The organism is Rhodococcus sp. USK13, assembly GCF_018343855.1.
Taxonomy (GTDB): Bacteria; Actinomycetota; Actinomycetes; order Mycobacteriales; family Mycobacteriaceae; genus Rhodococcus_F; species Rhodococcus_F oxybenzonivorans.
Window position 1 is genome coordinate 452564 of record NZ_CP069242.1, and the last position, 18415, is coordinate 470978.

Here is an 18415-nt window from a genome sequence, read left to right on the forward strand (position 1 = left end):
TCAGGCGTCCTTGTCGTTGCAGCCGGCGGCCAGTTGGTCGCGGCAGATCTGCCACTCGTGTTCCTCGATGCGCATGAAGTGCGCCTTCTCCCGGGTCTCGAGCAGGGGCACGCCTTTACCGACCTTGGTGTCGCAGAGGATGATCGACGGCTTGCCGTCGGATTCGGCGGCGGCGTTGTCGAATGCACCCACGAGGGCGGTGACGTCGTTGCCGTCGACGCGCTCGACGTGCCAGCCGCACGCCGCCCACTTCTCGTGTACCGGTTCGGTACTCAGGACGGTCGAGGTTGCCCCGTCGGCCTGCAGGGCGTTGATGTCGACCATCGCGGTGAGATTGCCGAGCCGGTGATGGTGGGCGCCCATCGCCGCTTCCCACGTCGAGCCCTCGTCGAGTTCGCCGTCGGAGAGGAAATTGAAGATGCGGGCGGTGGAGTGCTGGTGACGCAACCCGAGCGCCATTCCGACCGCGATGGTCAGTCCGTGTCCGAGGGATCCACCCGAGATTTCCATGCCGGGGGTGTAGGTGGACATCGCCGACATCGGTAGGCGCGAGTCGTCGGAACCGTAGGTTTCCAGTTCGCTGCGCGGGATGATGCCCGCTTCGGCGAGGGCGGCGTAGTGGCCGATGGCGTAGTGGCCGGTGGAGAGCAGGAAGCGATCCCGGCCTTCCCAGTGCGGGTCGTCGGCGCGGTAGCGGAGTTGATCGGCGTAGACGGTGGCGAAGATGTCGGCGGCCCCAAGCCCTTGCCCGACATACCCCTGGCCCTGCTCCTCACCCATGTCGATGATGTTGTGCCGCATCCTGTAGGCGAACTGCTCGATAGCGGCGATCCGCGATGCTTCACCGGTGGTGGCGTCGGCCGCGGCGGCGGCGGTTGTTGTGGTCACAGGAGTTCCTTTTCCTTGCGGATCGTGTTCGTCGTGCCGGTATTCGTGGTTGTGGTGGGTGCGCCGGCGCTTTTGGAATCGGCGCTCACCACCGCCTCGTCAGCGAGGCGTCGCTCGGTGGGTCCCCAGGTTTCCTTGGTGATCAGCGCTGCCCAGAGTCCGATCAGGGCGTACGTGCTGAACAGCAGCGCCGGCCCCCACCAGCCGAAGGAGACGAACAGCAACGTGGTGACGAAAGGCGTGAAGCCGGAGACCATCGCGGAGATCTGGTACGCGAGTGAGGCTCCCGACGATCGGCGGGCGGCGTCGAACAGTTCGGGGAACCAGGCACCCTGCGCCCCCGCCAGCGAGTTCTGGCAGACGGCGTAGGAGATCACGATGGTGGCGATGATGAGAATGAACACGCCCGTGTTGACCAGCAGGAACATCGGGACACCGAAGAGTGCCGCGAACGCGCAGGACCCGATGTAGAGGGGTCGGCGTCCGATGCGGTCGGTGAGTCGGGCCCACGCCATGGTGGCGAAGATGCCGATCGCGGACGCGATGCACAGGGCGACAAGTGTTTCGGATTTTCCGGCGAGACCCTCATTGTGCAGGTAGGAAATCATGTAGGTGATCGACACCGCGTAGCCCGCGGTCTCGGCAACACGGAGTGCGATGCCGCGCAGGATGTTGCGCCAGTCGTACTTGATGGAGTCGAGCACCGGCGACTTGACGATCTCGCCCTCGTTCTTCACGTCCTCGAAGACCGGCGACTCGGGAACCTTCGACCGAATGACCAACCCGACCATGACCAGGACAATGCTCGCGAGGAAGGGCACGCGCCACGCCCAGTCGCCGCCGAGGTGCACGCTGAACAGGAACACCAGATTCGCGAGTAGCAGCCCGACGGGGAAGCCGGCCTGCACGATGCCGGTGTATTTCCCCTTCGACTTCCATGGGGCGTGTTCGTAGCTCATCAAGATCGCACCGCCCCACTCGGCGCCGAAGGCGAGACCCTGGACGATACGAACCAGAACCAGCAGCACCGGCGCAATCAGCCCCACCTGCGAATAGGTCGGCAACAGTCCGATCGCGAAGGTGGCCAGACCCATCGCGATCAGCGAGGCCACCAGAACCGGTTTGCGGCCCAGCTTGTCTCCGAGGTGCCCGCCGAGTACCCCGCCGAGCGGGCGCGCAGCGAAACCGACACCCAGCGTCGCGAAGGCCGCGAGTGTGCCCGTGACCGGATCGGCACCGGGGAAGAAGGCCGTACCGAAGTACAACGCCGCGGCCGTGCCGAACCCGATGAAGTCGTAGGTCTCGATGACCGCCCCCACCGAGGAGCCGATTGCGACGCGCTTGGCGTCCTTCGTGCCGTGGACAGGACCTCGCATCCTGAGTGTTTCGGTACTCATGGGTGACTCCTCTTCGGGCTGCCGGTTTCTACGATTGCCGCCGATTTGTTGACTGTCAACATTGGCGTCTCAACAGTGTGATGCGAGCCACGTCCATATGTCAACCGTCACCCGATGACGGTTGACTGTTAACAGTTGATCTGCCTACTGTGGTGGCAGTCACTTACCGCATCGTCGACCGGTTCCGCCTGTCCATCGCATCACCCGGGAACGGTCAGATTTCCAACAACGAGGAGCGATCATGTCGTCCATCCAGCGCACCGCCGTCGTCACCGGCGCCACTTCCGAGCGTGGCATCGGTCTCGCCACCGCCCGCCGCTACGCCGAAGGCGGCTGGGCGATCGTCGTTCTCGACCTCGACGGCGAGAAGTCCGCGAAGGTCGCCGCCGAGATCGGCAACGAGTTCGGTGTCCCGGCCTTCGGTCACGACATCGACGTCGCCGACGAGAACTCGGTCCAGCGGGCGCACGACGCCGTCGCCACCGAAGTTGCAGGCGGGAACCTCCCCGCCGTAGGTGCGCTCGCGAACATTGCGGGCATCACCTCACCGGTACCGTTCCTCGAGACCACCCTGGAACTGTGGAACAAGGTGATGGCGGTCAACGCCACCGGTACCTACCTCGTCACCCGCGCGTTCTTGCCGACCATGATCGACAACGGCTGGGGACGGGTCGTGAACATGTCGTCGGTCTCCGCCCAGCGCGGTGGCGGAGTTTTCGGTAAGGTGCCCTACTCCTCCGCGAAAGCCGCGATCCTCGGTTTCACCAAGTCCCTCGCACGCGAACTTGGCGACAGCGGAGTCACCGTCAACGCCGTCACCCCCGGCGCGGTCGACACCAGCATCCGCGTCGGCAGCACCGCCGAAACGGAAGCCGCACTGTGCCGCGACATTCCCCTCGGCCGGGTCGCCACCACCACCGAGGTCGCCGCGGTGATCACCTTCCTGTCCTCCGACGACGCCGCCTACCTCACCGGAACCACCGTCGACATCAATGGCGGCAGCCACCTGCACTGAGTTGGCGGGCGTGGCAACGGGGTATCGCTCGACGTCACACAGCAGATGGTCCGTGTTCTGCCGAACGATGCCCCCGTGCGGTGAACCCACTGCGGCCATTGGACCCAGATCGCTACCTGTCCGGTCTGTCCCGCAAGGGTCAAGCCGGCTCAACGCCCGGTGTCGCTTTCAGGATGCCGACCCACTAGGGGCCGGCAGGCACCGGACCCCCTATTTCGTGCTGCTCGAGACAACGGGGCTGGGGTCCATGAAGATCAGGTACTCGGTCACCTTGTTGTTCTCGACGCGGGTGCGCGTGACGGCCGGGAGCGTGAAGGATTCACCGTTCTGCAAGGTGTAGGTGACCTCCACCCGGAGCGCGGCGACGTTGCCTTCCGACCATTCTTCGATGATCTCGTGGCGCATCGACACCACAGAGGTCAGGTACTGCGCTACCCAGGCTTGGATCGCGCTCTTCCCGATGACGGGGGCGTTGTTTCCCATCCGGAATACGCAGTCGTCGGAGAAGAAGTCGAAGAACGCTGCGATGTCGGTGTCGGCGGCTTCGAGGAGTTTACGGGTGGTCTCGACCTCGGTCGTGGCTGTGGTCATCGAACTCTCTTTCTCTGGTGATGTGAAGGGATGGCCCCGCACTGTGTGGGGTCGATCTGGACTCGAGATGCCACGTTCGGAGAGCGGTCTATCGCCCTCAGGCCCAGTGCACGGTCTCTTCCGAATCGAGTCTGGGCAGACGCTCGATCCACGGATTCTCGCCGGGGTGCCCGATGTTGACGACCAGGATGGACCTCCAGGAGGTTCCGGACAAGAATTCGGTGTCTATTCCTGCCGGATCGAAGCCGGCCATCGGCCCGGCCGCCAAACCGGCGGCACGGATGGCGAGGATGAAGTACCCCGCCTGCAGGGCGGCGTTGAAGTTGCCGGTGCGCTCGCGCAGCGCGTCGTTGTCGGCGAAGTCGTCACGGATCTGTGGCCGGATGGGCAGCAGCCGGGGCAGGTGCTCGTGAAATTCGCTGTCTACCGCGAGAATTGCGGTGACGGGGGCTGACGCCGTCTTCTCACGGTTTCCCTCGTCGAGATGATCGAGCAGTCGGCGGCGCGCGGCGTCAGTGCGGATGAAGTACACGCGCATCGGCTGGGAGTTCGCTGCCGTAGGCGCCCAGCGGGTCATTTCCCAGATCCGTGCGAGTTCGTCGTCGCTGACCGGGGCCGGGGCGAAGTTGTTGACTGTTCGTGCGCCCGCGAACAGCAGGTCTCTGGCGGCGTCGTCGAGATGTTCGATCGTCGAATTGTTGTTCACCGGTGCTCTTTTCCTCATCCTTTGCAGGCGGTGGTGCGGGAACGCGGATCGGGTGCTGTGCGGTTGCTCGATTGCCCCTCCCGAGCCTCGACCGCGGTTCGAGCTGGCGACCGAGGATCGTGATGAGGTGGTAGCAATCCGGTCAGAGGAGCGGATCGGCGACAGGAAGGTCGAGGGTGAACCGACCAATGGTTTCCGAGGCCGTATCGATGTCGAGGAATGCGTGCACCGACAGCACGGACAGGTCACGGAAGAATCGCTGGATCGGTGCTGAGGTCCGGTACCCGTCCCCACCGATTCCGCGAACCATGTCGTTGAGGGCGTTGCGGGCCAGGTCCGCCAAATATGCTGCCTTGAGCTTCATTTCGGCACGATCGCGGGGGTCGGACTGCTCAGGTCGCTGCGCGGTGAGGCGCTCGAAGAAGGCGTCGAGGAGGGTTTCGGCGGCGTCCGCCGCGGCCAGCGCCCGGCCGAGGCGCATCTGGGCGGCCTGCTTGCCGGAGGCCTTCTCCTGGCTGATTGTTCCCTGCCGGTCCTTGGTGCGCTGGACGAACGCGTCCGCCGCACCGCGTAGCGCACCGACGACGACCGGGGTGACCTCGGCCATCGCGAACGGCAGGAAGGGCAGGTGGTACATGGGATTGGGGTGGATCAGCTGCCCGGGAGCGGCACCGGCGAGTGCGAGGGCGAACGGCCCGGTGCGGTACTCCGGGACGAACACGTCCTCGACGCTGATGTCATTGCTGCCGGTTCCGGACATGCCGGCGATGTACCAGGTGTCGAGGATCTTGACGTCCTCGCGGGGCACCAGGAACCACAACGGGGTCGGGGCGCTGCCCTCCTCGAACACCACACCGGCGAAGGTGAACCACTCCGCGTGCACCGAGCCGGAGTTCCATGCCGTCTGCCCGGTGATGCGGTAGCCGCCGTCGACCTTCTGCACCTGCCCGAGCGGGGCCGCGGTACCTGCGGTGAGGGTGTAGGGCTTGTCGGCGAACACCTCTCGTTGGGCCTGTTCGGTGAAGATGTTCACCCGCCAGGCTGCCCCGATGTAGAAGGAGGTGACCCACCCGGTCGACGGACAGACCGCGCTGATGGTGCGGACGATATCGGCGGCGACGTCGAGTCCGAGTTCGAGTCCGCCGTACTCCTTGGGGGTCAGCGTGGCCAGGATTCCCGAGTCGATGAGGTCGGTGATCGTCTCGTCGAGGGGAGCACGGTTCTCCTCGGTCTTCTGTGCGCGTTCGGCGAAGGCAGGTACCAGGGCGTGCACCCGGTCCATGAGTTCGGTGCGGGTGATGTCCATTGTTTCCTCCGATGTGTGGGGTGGTGTTTCTCAGCGTCTGGGGGCGATCTGGGTGCTTCTGGGCATGCCGGAACCGCGCCTGAGGTGTGTCGATGCCGGCTTGCTCGGTGTGCGTGTCGCGTCGCGAACGGCACGGCGGGGGTGTCAGCGGAAGATGCCCTCGGGTTCCGGGCCGGCGACGAGTGTGAGCCCGTACCGGTCGGCAAGGATCTCGGCATCGTCTCGATCGCCGACGTCTGTCGGGTCGGCGATGCCGTCGAGGTCGGCGAACACCGCGCCCGAGTAGTGGGATTCAGCCGCGTCGGTGAGCGCGAGAGCGACTGACGCGGTGGTCAGGCGCGTACGGAACTCTATGGGTGTCACGCGAACCGGGATCAGGTGCCCGGGCCTGGTGAGATCGCCTGGTTCCGTGGCCGGGTCGGCGAGGATGCGTGCCGTGCGCGCCCGGTCGGCGCCAGAGATCCCGGTGGTGATGCCGGCGGCGGCGTCGACGGTGACACATTGGCCGTGGCCGAGCGTGGAGCTGGCCCGAACCGTGGGGGTCGCTTCCGGCAGTACGAGACGGTCACAGGTCCGTTCGTGCAGCGCTACCTGCAGGAATCCTGTGGTGTGGCGGATCAGGAAGGCCATCTGCTCGGTGGTCGCGGCGCCGGCGCACCCGACGAGCACGACGCGGCGGTGATGGCTCAGGATGATCAGCTCGCCGGCGGCGAGGGCGCGACTACCGGCTGCGATTGTCGACCATGACCGATGGTGCGTGGCGCGGGGCGCTAACGAGGTCGTCATGGCGTGCCTTCCTTTGCAGGTTATTTCGGGGGTGCTGTCGAAGTGCTCTGGCGGCGGCGTAATCGAGGCCGGTAGTTATGCGGATTCGAGCGCCGAGTGCGTGCCGAATACGCGGCGGTGATAGGTGAGCGGGTCGCTGTAGTTGTTCTCTGCCGCAACGACGTTGCCAAGCACGACCACATGGTCTCCGCCCTCGACGAACTGCTCGACGTGACAGGCGATCCAGCCGGCGGCGCCGGCGATTCGGGGAAGTTCGTGGTCGAGGTCCCACCGCACGCCATGGAACTTGCCTACTCCGCCCTTCTTCGCGAACTTCAGCGCCGTGCCGTGCTGGTCGCGGCCCAACACGTTCAAACCGAACTTCTTCGATGCCGTGATCAGTTCGAGCGTCTCCGAGCCGCGGTCCAAGGAGACCAGGACCATCGGCGGTGTCATCGACAAGGAGGTGAAGGCGCTGACGGTGGTGCCGAAGGGTAGGCCACCGTCCATGGAGGTCACGACGGCGACTGGAGTGGCCACGTGTGCCATCACATCTTTGAACGCTTCCTGGACAGGACTCGAGGGGGTATGCATGGTAAATCTTCCTTCTGTCGACTGCGGCTCTCAGCGCAACGAACCGTGGAATACGAGCGGGACGGGACGGGTGCCGCTGGCCTTCGGGCTTTCACCACCCGCTGTGTTCTGCACCACAAGTAGACCGCAAAAGTTGCCCAGATCGCACTACTGCAGAGCCCAGCGTTGTCGCCGACTTTTGGTTTCTGGACCAGTCGGGTGGCGGGTTCGGCCTATCGACCTACGATCGCTCCCACTGAGCGATGGGGGTGTCTCGGAGCCACTCATAAATGCGGAGCGCGGCACGCAGGTCCGTGGTCGATTCACCGGGGGGCGTGCACAGGCTCAAGGCCTTCTGCACTCGATAGGTCACCGTGTTCTTGGAAATATGCTCTGCCGAAGCAACTTTGGCCAGACTGTGGTCCATGTCGAGATAGAGGCTCAAAGTCGACCGCAGGTCGGCCATCCGGGGGTCTTCACCGGCGAGCGGGCCGAGCAGGCGGGAGGCGAACTGCACCGCGGCTTCCGGGTCGGCGAGCAGGAGCACTTCCAGACCGATGTGCTCGTGAGCGGTGGTGGTGGGTGGATGGCCCGAACGGAGTCGAACCAGTCGCTCGACGGCCCTGGCCTCGAGGTGGCTTCGGCGGAATCCTTCCATCCCGGAGCCGAGTTGGCCGGCGACGACGAAGGTGTCACCGAAGTCGGGTAGGGAGGAGGTCAGGGCTCGGGTCGGATCCGGGGTGATCGCTCCCCACGCCCAGATCGCCTGGAGGCCGATGGGTATCACCAGTGTTGCTGTCGGCGTTCCCCAGTGCCGGAGCACCGGGTCGACGACGGCCCGCAGGTCGTGGCTCGAGTGCGGACCGCTCCACGCAATGATGGCCACGTGGTGCCCACCGAGTGGGTAGCCGAGGACCTGTTCGGCGTGGCCGAGTTCGATGGGGTCCGCAGCGATGATCTTGGTGGCGAGGTCGAGCCGGGCCGCCGACACCCCCGCTGCCCACGCGCTCTGCTCATCGAGGAAGGCCGCGGCGGCCACCCCGGTGAAGTCGTCGAGCACCTCGAAGAGGAGCAGGGAGATGCGACGAATCTCGGCGCCGCTCTCGGTCGGCACCACCAGCCGGGTGGCTCCGTCGAGAAGTGCGGCCGCCAAAACGGCATACCCGACGCGGATGGTCCGGAGCAGATCGTCGAGCTCCATACCCCGGCGGGCGAAGTCTCTGGCGATGTCCTCCACCTCGGCACTGGCCAGAGTGGGTTCCGACTCGCCGATTCCCGCGACTAGGGTCAGTGCCCGAAACGCGGTCGCCGTGGTGGCTCGCCGAATCGCGTCCAGGGGTGGCGCTCCGTCGCCCATTGCAGGGACTTTCCGAGAGATTTTTGCGGCAATGTCCTGGCCGACTTCGACGGCCCAGGTCACCGCGCCGTCGCCGAGGACGGCTCGAACGCGTTCGGCGTCCGGGCTGAGCCACTCGAGCTCCGATTGCGGGGCGCGTGTTCCCGCAAGTTGACCAGTCCAGTGCGGCACCCGACATCCTTTCTACCGCCTCAACGCTACAGCGAACACATCTCCCGAATTGGGCTGTGAACCAATTTCCCTCCAACTTCCTGTTGCCCAGCCACTAGCCATCCGCGACCGATTCTCGTGAAAATGGGAAGACCACAACGTGACGGGGACCACAGCAATGTGTCTCTGTGAGGGGTTCGCGGCAACGCGAGCTGTTGTCAAACATTGCCCGGTAGGAATCCACCATAGCTGTGGAACGGCATTTCGAATCCGGGTGTCACACATCCCTCGCGGTCACCCGACCGTGATTGGAATCGAAGGAGTCAACGATGACCGCCACCCCCAAGTTCGCGCACGTCGTCTTGCAGACGAGCCGGTTCGAGGAGATGCGCGACTGGTATTGCACCGTGCTGGATGCGCACGTGGTCTACGAAGGGCACGGACTGTGCTTCATCACCTTCGACGAGGAGCATCACCGGGTCGCGCTGCTCGGCGCCCCGGTTCAGCTCGAACCCCGCAATCCGGGTGCGGCGGGCATGCACCACACCGCATACACCTTCGACGCTCTCGAGGATCTTCTCGATCGGTACGACTCGTTGAAGGAGAAGGGCATCGAGCCGAAGGTGCCCATCCAGCACGGCGTCACGACGTCCCTGTACTACCAGGATCCGGACGGCAACTTCGTCGAGCTGCAGATCGACAACTTCACCACGCCCGACGAGGCGACGGCGTACATGAACGGCCCCGAGTACGGCAGCAACCCGGTCGGCGTGTCGTTCGTCCCGGAGCGGATGCGCGAAGCACTCGCCCAGGGCACTCCGGTTTCGGAGATCACCACCCACTCCTGGGCTCTGCAGACCAGCCCGGACCTGCCCGACCCGATGGCGGCACTGACCAGCTGAGCTGATCGCGCTCAGCCCGACCCAGCGGCACTCCACTCTCAACTAAGGACTTTTTCTCATGCGCGTGGCAAACCAAGCCGGCCGACTCCAGGTCGTGGCGGGCGGGATCGCCGTCGACGTCGAGACGGCCAGCGGGGGTCGTTTTTCCGCCGAACCCCAGCAGATTTTCGACCGGTGGGACGAGTTCACCTCATGGGCAACCACGGTGGACTTCACCGACGGAACACCGGTGGTCGAGTCCGAGCTGGGTGCTCCGGTTCCCCGGCCCGGCCAGATCTTCGCCATCGGCGTGAACTATGCCGATCACGTCGAGGAGTCCGGGCTGACGCTGCCCGACGCTCCGTTCGTGTTCACCAAGTTCCCCGCGTCGATCACCGGCCCCTATGACACCATCGAACACCCCGGCGGCTCAGTCGATTTCGAGGTCGAACTCGTGGTGGTCATCGGCAAGGAAGCCCGACACGTCCCCGTCTCCGAGGGCTGGAATTATGTTGCCGGGCTTACCCTCGGCCAGGACCTGTCCGAGCGGGACCTGCAGCTGTCCGGTCCCCCACCGCAGCAATTCGGCCTCGGCAAGTCGTTCGCCGGATTCGCCCCGATCGGACCGGTGCTGGTCACCCCCGACGAATTCGAGAACGCCGACGACATCGAGGTCAGCACGATCCTGTCGGGCGAGCTGATGCAGAACTCGCGCACCCGGCACCTGATCTTCCCGATCCCGGTCCTCGTGTCCTACCTGTCGTCGATTCTGCCGCTGCGCCCAGGCGACCTCATCTTCACCGGCACCCCGTCGGGTATCGGCTTCACCCGCGACCCGAAACGGCTCATCGGCGTCGACGACGAACTCGTCAGCCGGGCCGACACCATAGGCGAGATGCGCCACCACTTCACCGCCGCAACCCGTCCACACCCACTCACCACCGTTTCCAGGAGCACCAGCCATGTCTGACATCACCGTTCCCGTCCTCATCGTCGGCGGAGGCGGGTGTGGACTGACCACCTCGATCCTGCTGTCCGAGCACGGCATCGACCACCATCTCGTCGAGCGGCACACCAGCACCTCGCACCTGCCTAAGGCCCACTACCTCAACCAGCGCACCATGGAGGTGCTGCGCCAGGTCGGGGTCGCGGACTCGATCTACGAGGTCGGCACCCCACCGAAGAACATGGGCAAGACCCGGTGGGTCACCTCGCTCGGCGGCGACGGTGAACTGGACGGGCGCACCCTGTACACCCTCGAATCGTTCGGCGGTGGACGACTCGAGAGCGCCTACGCGGTCGACAGCCCGTGCCCGTCCACCAACTACCCGCAGATCCGGCTCGAACCCCTCTTGCGTGAGCACGCGGAGAAGCGGGCACCGGACTCGATTCACTTCGGCCGCGAACTCGTCTCGTTCGAGCAGGACGAGAACGGGGTCCACGCGGTCGTCTTGAACCGCGACACGCAGGAGACCTACACCGTCCACGCCCAGTACATGGTCGCCGCGGACGGCGGCAAAACCGTCGGCCCCGAACTCGGTGTCAAGATGGAGGGCCCCACCGGGATTCTCGACATGGTCAGCACCCACTTCACCGCCGACCTGTCGCAGTGGTGGGAGGACGACGTCCTGATCACCTGGCTGCTCAACCCCGAGGGCGCCGGGTCCTGGAACAGCGGTGCCATGGCCGCCATGGGCCCTACGTGGGGCAAGCATTCCGAAGAATTCGTCCTGCACTTCACCTTCCGCCCCGACGATCCGGCCCGGTTCGACGAAGAAGCGATCGTTCCGCGGCTGCGCGAACTCCTCAAGCTGCCCGACCTCGAACTCGAGGTGCACAAGGTCAGCCACTGGATCCTCGAGGGCGTCCTCGCCGACAAGTACCAGGTCGGCCGGATCTTCCTCGCCGGTGATGCCGCCCACAGGCACCCGCCGACCACGGGTCTGGGCCTGAACACCGCCATCCAGGACGCCCACAACCTGGTCTGGAAGCTCGCCGCGGTGCTCGAGGGTGACGCCGCCCCTGCCCTGCTCGACACCTACGAGCCCGAACGCCGGCTCGTCGGCATGCGCAACGTCGACTGGGCCATGTTCACCTTCCTCAACCACATGGTCGTCGACGCCGGCCTCGGCCTGATCCCCGGTCAACCGCTCGAGGCCCAGATCCAGGTGTTCCGGGACTACTTCTCCGACACCCCGATGGGCGAAACCCGCCGCGCCCGTGCGGCCGAGGTGATCAACACCCAGCGCACCGAGTTCCAGGCCCACGACCTCGAAATCGGCTTCGCCTACCGCGACGGGGCCCTCGTCCCGGACGGCACCGAGGCACCGCCGCGCGACCCGATGGGGCACAACTACCACCCAACCACCCGCCCCGGGCACCGCCTCCCGCATGCGTGGCTCGAGCACGACGGCCGGCAGATCTCCACCCATGATCTCACCGGCAAGAACGCGCACTTCGTGCTCATCACCGCCGGCGACGGAGCCGCCTGGTCCGACGCCGCCCGGTTGGCCAAGGACAAGTTCGGGGTCCAGATCAAGGTCGCCCAGATTGGCGACGGTGCCGACTACACCGACCCCACCGGCCGCTGGGCCGAGCTCCGCCAGATCGACGACACCGGCGCGATCCTGGTCCGCCCGGACAACCACGTCGCCTGGCGCGCCGCCGGCGGCGCCGCCGACCCCGCCGACGAGCTCACCCGGGCCCTCGGCACCGTGCTTGCACGCTGACACCACCGCACGAAACCCTCCCGCCACGGGCAGTCCAGGGCAACGTCGTCTGCCCGTGGCGGGGGGAGCCGGAAAGGACGCACCAATAATGACCGCGCCAGGACGTGAAGTGTTGTGGACCCCGCCACCAGAGCGGGTCTTCGCCTCGAACATGAGCCGGTACCAACGATGGCTCGCGGCGGAGAAGAACGTCTCCACCACCGACTTCGACTCGCTGTGGTGTTGGTCGATCAGCGACCTCGGGAAGTTCTGGCTCTCGATCTGGGAGTACTTCGACGTGATCGCCTCGGCGCCGCCGCAGACGGCGCTCGCCGACCCCAAGATGCCCGGGGCGCGGTGGTTCCCCGGCACCCGGCTGAACTGGGCCGAAAACCTGCTTCGCCATACCGATCAGGCCGGGCCCGCAATCATCTCGGTCGACGAAACCGGGACCACCGGCGAACTCTCGCGGGCCGACCTGGTCGCACAGGTCGCCAACCTCGCCGCGCACTTCCGGAAGATCGGGGTGCGCCCTGGCGACCGGATCGCCGCGATGCTGCCGAACATCGCGCCCACCGTCGTCGCGGTGCTCGCCGCGGCCAGCGTCGGTGCGGTGTGGTCGTGTTGCGCACCGGATTTCGGTGCGAAAGGACTGGTCGACCGATTCGCGCAGATCGAGCCGACCGTGCTGATCGGGGTGGACGGCTACCAGTTCAACGGTAAACGCGTCGACCGCCGGGACGTCTTCGCCGCCCTGTTGGACCAGCTCCCGACCGTGCGGCACGCCATCATGGTCGACAATATCGGCCTGCCCTACGAGGGGGAGCACCGGCAGAGTATCGCCGACTACGCCGACCTCGTCGACGGGGACGCCCAACCCGAGTACGAGCAGGTGCCGTTCGATCACCCGCTGTGGATCCTGTACAGCTCCGGCACCACCGGCCTACCCAAGGGCATCGTGCACTCGCACGGCGGAATCCTCCTCGAAGCCCTCAAAGCCAACGCCTTGCACTACGACCTCGGCCCGGAAGATCGGGTATTCATCGCCGCCAGCACCGCCTGGGTGGTGTGGAACATGCTCGTCGACGCCATGGTCACCGGCGCGACAATCATCACCTACGACGGCAGCCCCACTTTCGGGCGGCCCGATCACCAATTCGAGATCTGCGCCCGGTACGGGGCCACCCGATTCGGCACCGGTGCCGCCTACCTGACGTTGTGTGAGAAGGCCGGCACCCAGCCCGGGACCGATTTCGACCTGTCGGGGTTGCGGTCGATCATGTCGACCGGTTCCCCGCTGCCGGACAGCACCTGGCGGTGGATCTACGACACGGTCAGCAGCGAAGTTCATCTGGGCTCGGACAGCGGCGGCACCGATGTCGCCACCGGCTTCATCGGAGCCAACCCGCTGAGCCCGGTGCGGACCGGCGAACTTCAGGGCCCCTATCTGGGGGTCGACGTGCAGGCCTGGACCGAGAACGGTGAAGCGGTCGTCGGGGAGGTCGGGGAAATGGTAATCACCGCACCGATGCCGTCGATGCCGATCTACTTCTGGAACGACCCGGACGGGATCCGTTACCGCGAAGCCTATTTCGAGGTCTATCCCGGGGTCTGGCGGCACGGCGACTGGATCACCATTGAAGCCGACGGCGGCTGCGTCGTTCACGGTCGATCGGACTCGACGATCAACCGCGGCGGGGTCCGGATGGGATCGGCCGACATCTACCAGGCCGTCGAAGCGCTTCCCGAGATCGCCGAGGCCCTCGTGATCGGTGCCGAACTCCCCAACGGGGGCTACCACATGCCGCTGTTCGTGGTACTGCGCGACGGATACGACCTCGACGAGGCACTCGTGGAGAAAATTCGAACCACTATCCGCCGTGAGGCTTCACCTCGGCACGTCCCGGACGAAATCTTCGACGTGCCGGCGATTCCCACCACCCGCACAGGCAAGCGGCTCGAAATCCCCGTCAAGAAACTGATCCAGGGTGTCCCTGCGGAGACCGCGATCAACCGGGCCACCGTCGCCGACACCGACGCCCTCGACTGGTACATCGACTACGCGGAGCGGTTCCAGCACCACCGCGCAGGATCCTCCACGCTCACCTGAGGACAGGCCGCCGAGGCTGGGTGCATCGGCGGCCACAGAGCAGGCATGAACATGCGCCGGGGCGGCCATGTTCAGGGCGCAATCGGGTCGAGCGCACGAAGCGCGATCTGTTCGTTGTCGTCGAGGTGCCGCCGTGTCGCTGCGGCGACCTTCCTCATATTGCGGGTGCGCACGACGGTGAGTACCTCCGAATGCGCATGTCCCCGCCGCTCGTGCTCGTCCGGATCCGCCTCACGGCCCGAGAATGCCAGCCGGACATACCGTTCGGCGGCGTGCCACAGGCCGTCGAGCACGCGCAGGTCCCATGCGGTGGCGGCGGGCCGGAGCAGCTCGTAGTGGAAGGAGTGGTGTGCCTGGTAGATGTCGTCGAGGTCGAGGCTCTCGTCGCCGAACACGGCCACGTAGCCGTCGAGGCGACGCAAGTCTGAATCGTCGAGCATTTTGCAGGCGCGCCCGGCGATTTCCGGTTCCAGCTGCCGTCGTAGCCGATAGATACCGTGCAGGTCGTCGTGCGAAAGCGGGGCGACCATCGCGCTTTTCCCGGGGCGGGTCACCACCAAACCCTGCGCTTCGAGCTCTTTGAGTGCTTCCCGGACCGGGATGAAACTCACCCCGAGCTGCCCGGAAATTTCCCGCAGCGAGAACGTCTGTCCCGGACGGAGTTCACCGGAGAGAATCGAGCGCCGGATTTCCTTGGCGACCTGTTCGGGAACGGAGGTCGGAGTCAGCGACCGCACCAGCGGTTGCGGGTTTCTCGTGCTCGTTGTCACGACCACCTCCGTCTCTTCAACATCGCGTCACCCTTCAATGGCATGTTATAACACCGGGTCCGCGCAGGTCCGGGCGTGGATCGACCGGTGTCAGTCGATGAGCTTTTCGACCAACGGCGCGATCCGGTAGTCGACCATCTCGCGCATGACCAAAGCGGTGGTGGTGCGTTTGACCCCCTTGATTCCGAGGATGTCCCCCGCCACCCGATACAAGTCGTCGGCGTCCCGGACGGCGACGTGGATGAGGAGATCCGCGACACCGCTGAGGCCGAGGACTTCGAGCACCTCGGGAATGCCGTCGAGCGCCGCCCCGACACGAGCCAGTTTGCGCTGGGTGACGTTGGTCAGGATGTACGCCTGCAGGGGGTAGCCGAGGATCGCCGGGTCGATGCGGCGCTCGAATGTGCGCAGCGCGTGCGAGTCGTCGAGCTTGCCCATCCGGGCCTGAACGGTGTTGCGTGAGAGTCCTATCCGGTCCGCCAGGGCGATGGTCGTGGCCCGCGGTGACTCGGCGAGCGCGAGCAGTAGCCGGGCATCGATCTGGTCCGCTTTGTGCGTGCTTGGCATTTTGCCAATTCCACCTTTCCTCGAGTGCCCCGCCGGTGTGCATTCTGCTCATTCTCGGCACCGACTATTGCGCAGGCGGCAAATTCCTGATCCACTGTTATAACAGGTGGGCGGCGGTCAGACCAGACCAGCACCGCCGCATTTCCGAAACCGCATCCGACCGCACGCACCCGTCACCGGTCGAGCGGATTGCTCCTCGGCCACCCCGTCGGAGCTGTTCTTGTAGTTGCGCTCGTCCGCAGCGATTCGCACATGTGAGGAAAGAGAATCCGATGTACAACACCCTGCCCGTCGCCCCCGGGACCGCGACCCGCGTCGCAGAAGCCGGCGGTTCGGTGGACCTGGAGACACTCGAAGCGATCCAGCAGCGAGTGTTGTGGCTTTCCACCTCGATGATCCATCACGCCAACCGGATCCGGCCCAATCCCACCGGCCTGAAGGTCGGTGGTCACCAGGCGTCCTGTGCGTCGATGGTCTCGATCATGACCTCGCTGTGGTTCGAACAGCTCCAACCGGGTGACCGGGTGTCGGTCAAGCCGCATGCCTCCCCGGTGCTCCACGGCATCAACTACCTGCTCGGTGAACTCGACGAAAAATATCTGACCACCCTGCGCGAATTCGGCGGCCTGCAGTCCTACCCCAGCCGGTCCAAGGACCCCGACACCGTCGACTACTCCACCGGCTCGGTCGGCATCGGCGCCACCGCCCCGATCTGGGGGGCCATGGCCCGCCGCTACGTGCAGACCACCACCGGCGGAGCAGGCACCGGTCGCCAGTACTCCCTCGTCGGAGACGCCGAACTCGACGAGGGCGCGGTGTGGGAGGCAATCCTCGACCCCGGCATCGCCGACCTCGGCGAGGTGGTGTGGATAGTCGACCTGAACCGGCAGTCCCTGGACCGGGTGATCCCGAACATCGCCGCGAACCGGCTGGAGAAGATGTTCGACGCCGCCGGGTGGCAGGTGATCACCGTCAAATTCGGCAAGCTGCTCGAAGAGTTGTTCACCCGCCCCGGTGGGCAGGCGCTGCGCACCCGGATCCTGGACATGCCCAACCCGGAGTACCAGCGGTTGCTGCGGTGCAGCGCCGACGAGGTTCGCACCCGACTGCCCGGCGACGGCCCCGGTAGCTCCGAGATCAGCGGCCTGATCGCCGGCCTCGACGACGCCACCCTGATTGCGGCGATCCGTAACCTCGGCGGTCACGACCTGTCCGCGCTGACGGCCGCGTACCGGCAGATCGACGACACCCGGCCCACGGTGATCATCGCCTACACCATCAAGGGCTACGGGCTGCCCACCCAGGGACACCCGCAGAACCACTCCTCGCTGCTGTCGGTCGAGGAATACGCCTCGCTCGCCGCCGATCTGGGCATGGACCCGGTCAATCCGTGGGGCCGGTTCGCCGCCGACTCCGCGGCGGGAAAGCGGTGCGCGAGCAACGCGGAGCGGCTGCGCCGGGACCCGGTCCCGAATGCGCCCGCGCTGACGATTCCCACCGACATCGGCCGCACCCCCAAGGGCACCGCCACCACCCAGGCCGCGCTCGGGCGGGTGCTGCTGGATCTGACCCGCGAAGCACCCGATGCCGCGAAACGGGTGGTCACCGTCAGCCCGGACGTGAGCTCGACGACCAACCTCGGCGGGTGGGTCAACAAGGTCGGCGTGTGGTCCGCGGCCGAGCGTCGCAACTGGTTCGACGACGACCGCGAGACCATCATGCACTGGAATGAGCGGCCCACCGGGCAGCACATGGAACTCGGCATCGCCGAAACCAACCTGGTCGGGCTGATGGGTGAACTCGGCGCCACCTGGAGCCGGTGGGGACAACCGCTGTTCCCCATCGGAGTGATGTACGACCCGTTCGTCGAACGCGCCCTCGAACCGTGGTCCTACGGCATCTACGCGGGCGGCCAGTCGATTCTGGTCGGTACCCCCTCCGGTGTCACGTTGGCCGCCGAAGGCGGTGCGCACCAGTCGATCAAAACCCCGTCGATCGGCCTCGAGCAGCCCGGGTGCATCAGCTACGAACCCGCGTTCGCGATCGACACCGAGTGGACCCTGCTGGCCAGCATCGGCCGGCTCGGCCGCCCCGACGGCACTTCCGCGTACCTGCGGCTGTCCACCCGCCCCGTCGATCAAACCCTGGCCGCGGTGCCCACCGACCCGGCGGCCCGCGAACGCCGCCGCCGGCAGGTGGTGGCCGGCGGGTATCCGCTGGTGCGCCGGGATGGTGCCCAGGTCACCATCGTCGCCATGGGCGCGATGATCACCGAAGCCCTCGCCGCCGCCGATCGCCTCGCCGAACAGGGCATCCCGGCCGACGTCGTCTGCGTCACCAGCCCCGGGTTGCTGTTCGAAGCGATCCAGGCACGGCAGGGTCGCGGGCCCGGTGACAGCTGGATCCTCGACCAGCTCTTCCCCGCCGATCGCGCGACCCCGATCGTCACCGTCCTCGACGGGCACCCGCACACCCTGGCATTCCTCGCCGGCATCAACCACGTGCGCAGCACCTGCCTCGGGGTCAGCAAGTTCGGGCAGGTCGGCTCCCTCGACGACGTCTACCGCTACCACGGCATCGACACCGACAGCATCGTCCGCGCCTCGCTCGACATCCTCCCCTGATCACCGA

At 66.0% G+C, this 18415-nt stretch carries 16 protein-coding genes; 6 read left to right on the forward strand and 10 right to left on the reverse strand.

Features of this window, described 5'->3' with window-relative positions; genetic code table 11:
* Both JQT59_RS04945 and JQT59_RS04950 read right to left on the reverse strand, forming a co-directional pair.
* Positions 1-888: a transketolase gene (locus JQT59_RS04945; protein ID WP_213575013.1), complete on the reverse strand. Its 888-nt coding sequence runs from the start codon at positions 886-888 to the stop codon at positions 1-3.
* Positions 885-2285, reverse strand: coding sequence for an MFS transporter (locus JQT59_RS04950; protein ID WP_213575015.1), 1401 nt, complete (start codon positions 2283-2285; stop codon positions 885-887). The genes JQT59_RS04945 and JQT59_RS04950 overlap by 4 nt, the downstream gene beginning before the upstream one ends.
* Positions 2286-2526: 241 nt before the next feature.
* Between JQT59_RS04950 and JQT59_RS04955 the strand changes: the two genes are divergently transcribed.
* Entirely contained in the window at positions 2527-3300 is a 774-nt protein-coding gene (locus JQT59_RS04955) for an SDR family NAD(P)-dependent oxidoreductase (protein WP_213575017.1), read from the forward strand.
* A gap of 210 nt (positions 3301-3510) precedes the next feature.
* Here JQT59_RS04955 and JQT59_RS04960 read toward each other — a convergent pair whose 3' ends face one another.
* From JQT59_RS04960 to JQT59_RS04985, 6 genes are all read right to left on the reverse strand, one after another.
* A complete protein-coding gene (locus JQT59_RS04960; RefSeq protein WP_213575019.1) occupies positions 3511-3891 on the reverse strand; it encodes a nuclear transport factor 2 family protein in 381 nt (126 codons plus the stop codon).
* 97 nt (positions 3892-3988) lie between these two features.
* On the reverse strand, positions 3989-4615 hold the full coding sequence (locus JQT59_RS04965; protein WP_213575021.1) for a malonic semialdehyde reductase: 627 nt from the start codon (positions 4613-4615) through the stop codon (positions 3989-3991).
* A 124-nt stretch (positions 4616-4739) separates the two neighbouring features.
* Complete coding sequence (locus tag JQT59_RS04970) at positions 4740-5903, reverse strand: acyl-CoA dehydrogenase family protein (RefSeq protein WP_213575023.1); 1164 nt, start codon at positions 5901-5903, stop codon at positions 4740-4742.
* Positions 5904-6047: 144 nt separating this feature from the next.
* The gene (locus tag JQT59_RS04975; protein ID WP_213575025.1) at positions 6048-6689 is read right to left on the reverse strand and encodes a 3,4-dihydroxy-2-butanone-4-phosphate synthase; all 642 of its coding nucleotides are present in this window, start codon (positions 6687-6689) and stop codon (positions 6048-6050) included.
* Positions 6690-6764: 75 nt separating this feature from the next.
* Positions 6765-7262 carry a flavin reductase family protein gene (locus tag JQT59_RS04980; RefSeq protein WP_213575027.1) on the reverse strand — a complete coding sequence of 166 codons (498 nt, stop codon included), beginning with the start codon at positions 7260-7262 and terminating at the stop codon, positions 6765-6767.
* Between the two features lie 220 nt (positions 7263-7482).
* Positions 7483-8769, reverse strand: coding sequence for a PucR family transcriptional regulator (locus JQT59_RS04985; protein ID WP_213575029.1), 1287 nt, complete (start codon positions 8767-8769; stop codon positions 7483-7485).
* Between the two features lie 308 nt (positions 8770-9077).
* Between JQT59_RS04985 and JQT59_RS04990 the strand changes: the two genes are divergently transcribed.
* From JQT59_RS04990 to JQT59_RS05005, 4 genes are all read left to right on the forward strand, one after another.
* Positions 9078-9650, forward strand: coding sequence for a VOC family protein (locus JQT59_RS04990; RefSeq protein WP_213575031.1), 573 nt, complete (start codon positions 9078-9080; stop codon positions 9648-9650).
* A 58-nt stretch (positions 9651-9708) separates the two neighbouring features.
* On the forward strand, positions 9709-10599 hold the full coding sequence (locus tag JQT59_RS04995) for a fumarylacetoacetate hydrolase family protein (protein WP_213575033.1): 891 nt from the start codon (positions 9709-9711) through the stop codon (positions 10597-10599).
* Complete coding sequence (locus JQT59_RS05000; RefSeq protein WP_213575035.1) at positions 10592-12358, forward strand: FAD-dependent oxidoreductase; 1767 nt, start codon at positions 10592-10594, stop codon at positions 12356-12358. Before JQT59_RS04995 ends, JQT59_RS05000 begins: the two co-directional genes overlap by 8 nt.
* Before the next feature lie 88 nt (positions 12359-12446).
* Positions 12447-14447, forward strand: coding sequence for an acetoacetate--CoA ligase (locus JQT59_RS05005; RefSeq protein WP_213575037.1), 2001 nt, complete (start codon positions 12447-12449; stop codon positions 14445-14447).
* A 71-nt stretch (positions 14448-14518) separates the two neighbouring features.
* On the opposite strand, the gene JQT59_RS05010 is transcribed toward JQT59_RS05005, so the two are convergent.
* Both JQT59_RS05010 and JQT59_RS05015 read right to left on the reverse strand, forming a co-directional pair.
* Complete coding sequence (locus JQT59_RS05010; protein ID WP_249354131.1) at positions 14519-15217, reverse strand: GntR family transcriptional regulator; 699 nt, start codon at positions 15215-15217, stop codon at positions 14519-14521.
* Between the two features lie 90 nt (positions 15218-15307).
* On the reverse strand, positions 15308-15784 hold the full coding sequence (locus tag JQT59_RS05015; protein ID WP_109325680.1) for an Lrp/AsnC family transcriptional regulator: 477 nt from the start codon (positions 15782-15784) through the stop codon (positions 15308-15310).
* 272 nt (positions 15785-16056) lie between these two features.
* Here JQT59_RS05015 and JQT59_RS05020 point away from each other — a divergent pair, with 272 nt between their 5' ends.
* The gene (locus tag JQT59_RS05020; protein ID WP_213575041.1) at positions 16057-18408 is read left to right on the forward strand and encodes a thiamine pyrophosphate-binding protein; all 2352 of its coding nucleotides are present in this window, start codon (positions 16057-16059) and stop codon (positions 18406-18408) included.
* Positions 18409-18415: the final 7 nt, after the last annotated feature.

Excerpts from the sequence above, each read along its gene's own strand:
- JQT59_RS04950 (WP_213575015.1), bottom strand. The coding sequence starts at position 2,285 with ATGAGTACCGAAACACTCAGGATGCGAGGTCCTGTCCACGGCACGAAG.
- JQT59_RS04955 (WP_213575017.1), top strand. The coding sequence starts at position 2,527 with ATGTCGTCCATCCAGCGCACCGCCGTCGTCACCGGCGCCACTTCCGAG.
- JQT59_RS04960 (WP_213575019.1), bottom strand. The coding sequence starts at position 3,891 with ATGACCACAGCCACGACCGAGGTCGAGACCACCCGTAAACTCCTCGAA.
- JQT59_RS04965 (WP_213575021.1), bottom strand. The coding sequence starts at position 4,615 with ATGAGGAAAAGAGCACCGGTGAACAACAATTCGACGATCGAACATCTC.
- JQT59_RS04970 (WP_213575023.1), bottom strand. The coding sequence starts at position 5,903 with ATGGACATCACCCGCACCGAACTCATGGACCGGGTGCACGCCCTGGTA.
- JQT59_RS04975 (WP_213575025.1), bottom strand. The coding sequence starts at position 6,689 with ATGACGACCTCGTTAGCGCCCCGCGCCACGCACCATCGGTCATGGTCG.
- JQT59_RS04980 (WP_213575027.1), bottom strand. The coding sequence starts at position 7,262 with ATGCATACCCCCTCGAGTCCTGTCCAGGAAGCGTTCAAAGATGTGATG.
- JQT59_RS04990 (WP_213575031.1), top strand. The coding sequence starts at position 9,078 with ATGACCGCCACCCCCAAGTTCGCGCACGTCGTCTTGCAGACGAGCCGG.
- JQT59_RS04995 (WP_213575033.1), top strand. The coding sequence starts at position 9,709 with ATGCGCGTGGCAAACCAAGCCGGCCGACTCCAGGTCGTGGCGGGCGGG.
- JQT59_RS05000 (WP_213575035.1), top strand. The coding sequence starts at position 10,592 with ATGTCTGACATCACCGTTCCCGTCCTCATCGTCGGCGGAGGCGGGTGT.
- JQT59_RS05005 (WP_213575037.1), top strand. The coding sequence starts at position 12,447 with ATGACCGCGCCAGGACGTGAAGTGTTGTGGACCCCGCCACCAGAGCGG.
- JQT59_RS05015 (WP_109325680.1), bottom strand. The coding sequence starts at position 15,784 with ATGCCAAGCACGCACAAAGCGGACCAGATCGATGCCCGGCTACTGCTC.
- JQT59_RS05020 (WP_213575041.1), top strand. The coding sequence starts at position 16,057 with ATGTACAACACCCTGCCCGTCGCCCCCGGGACCGCGACCCGCGTCGCA.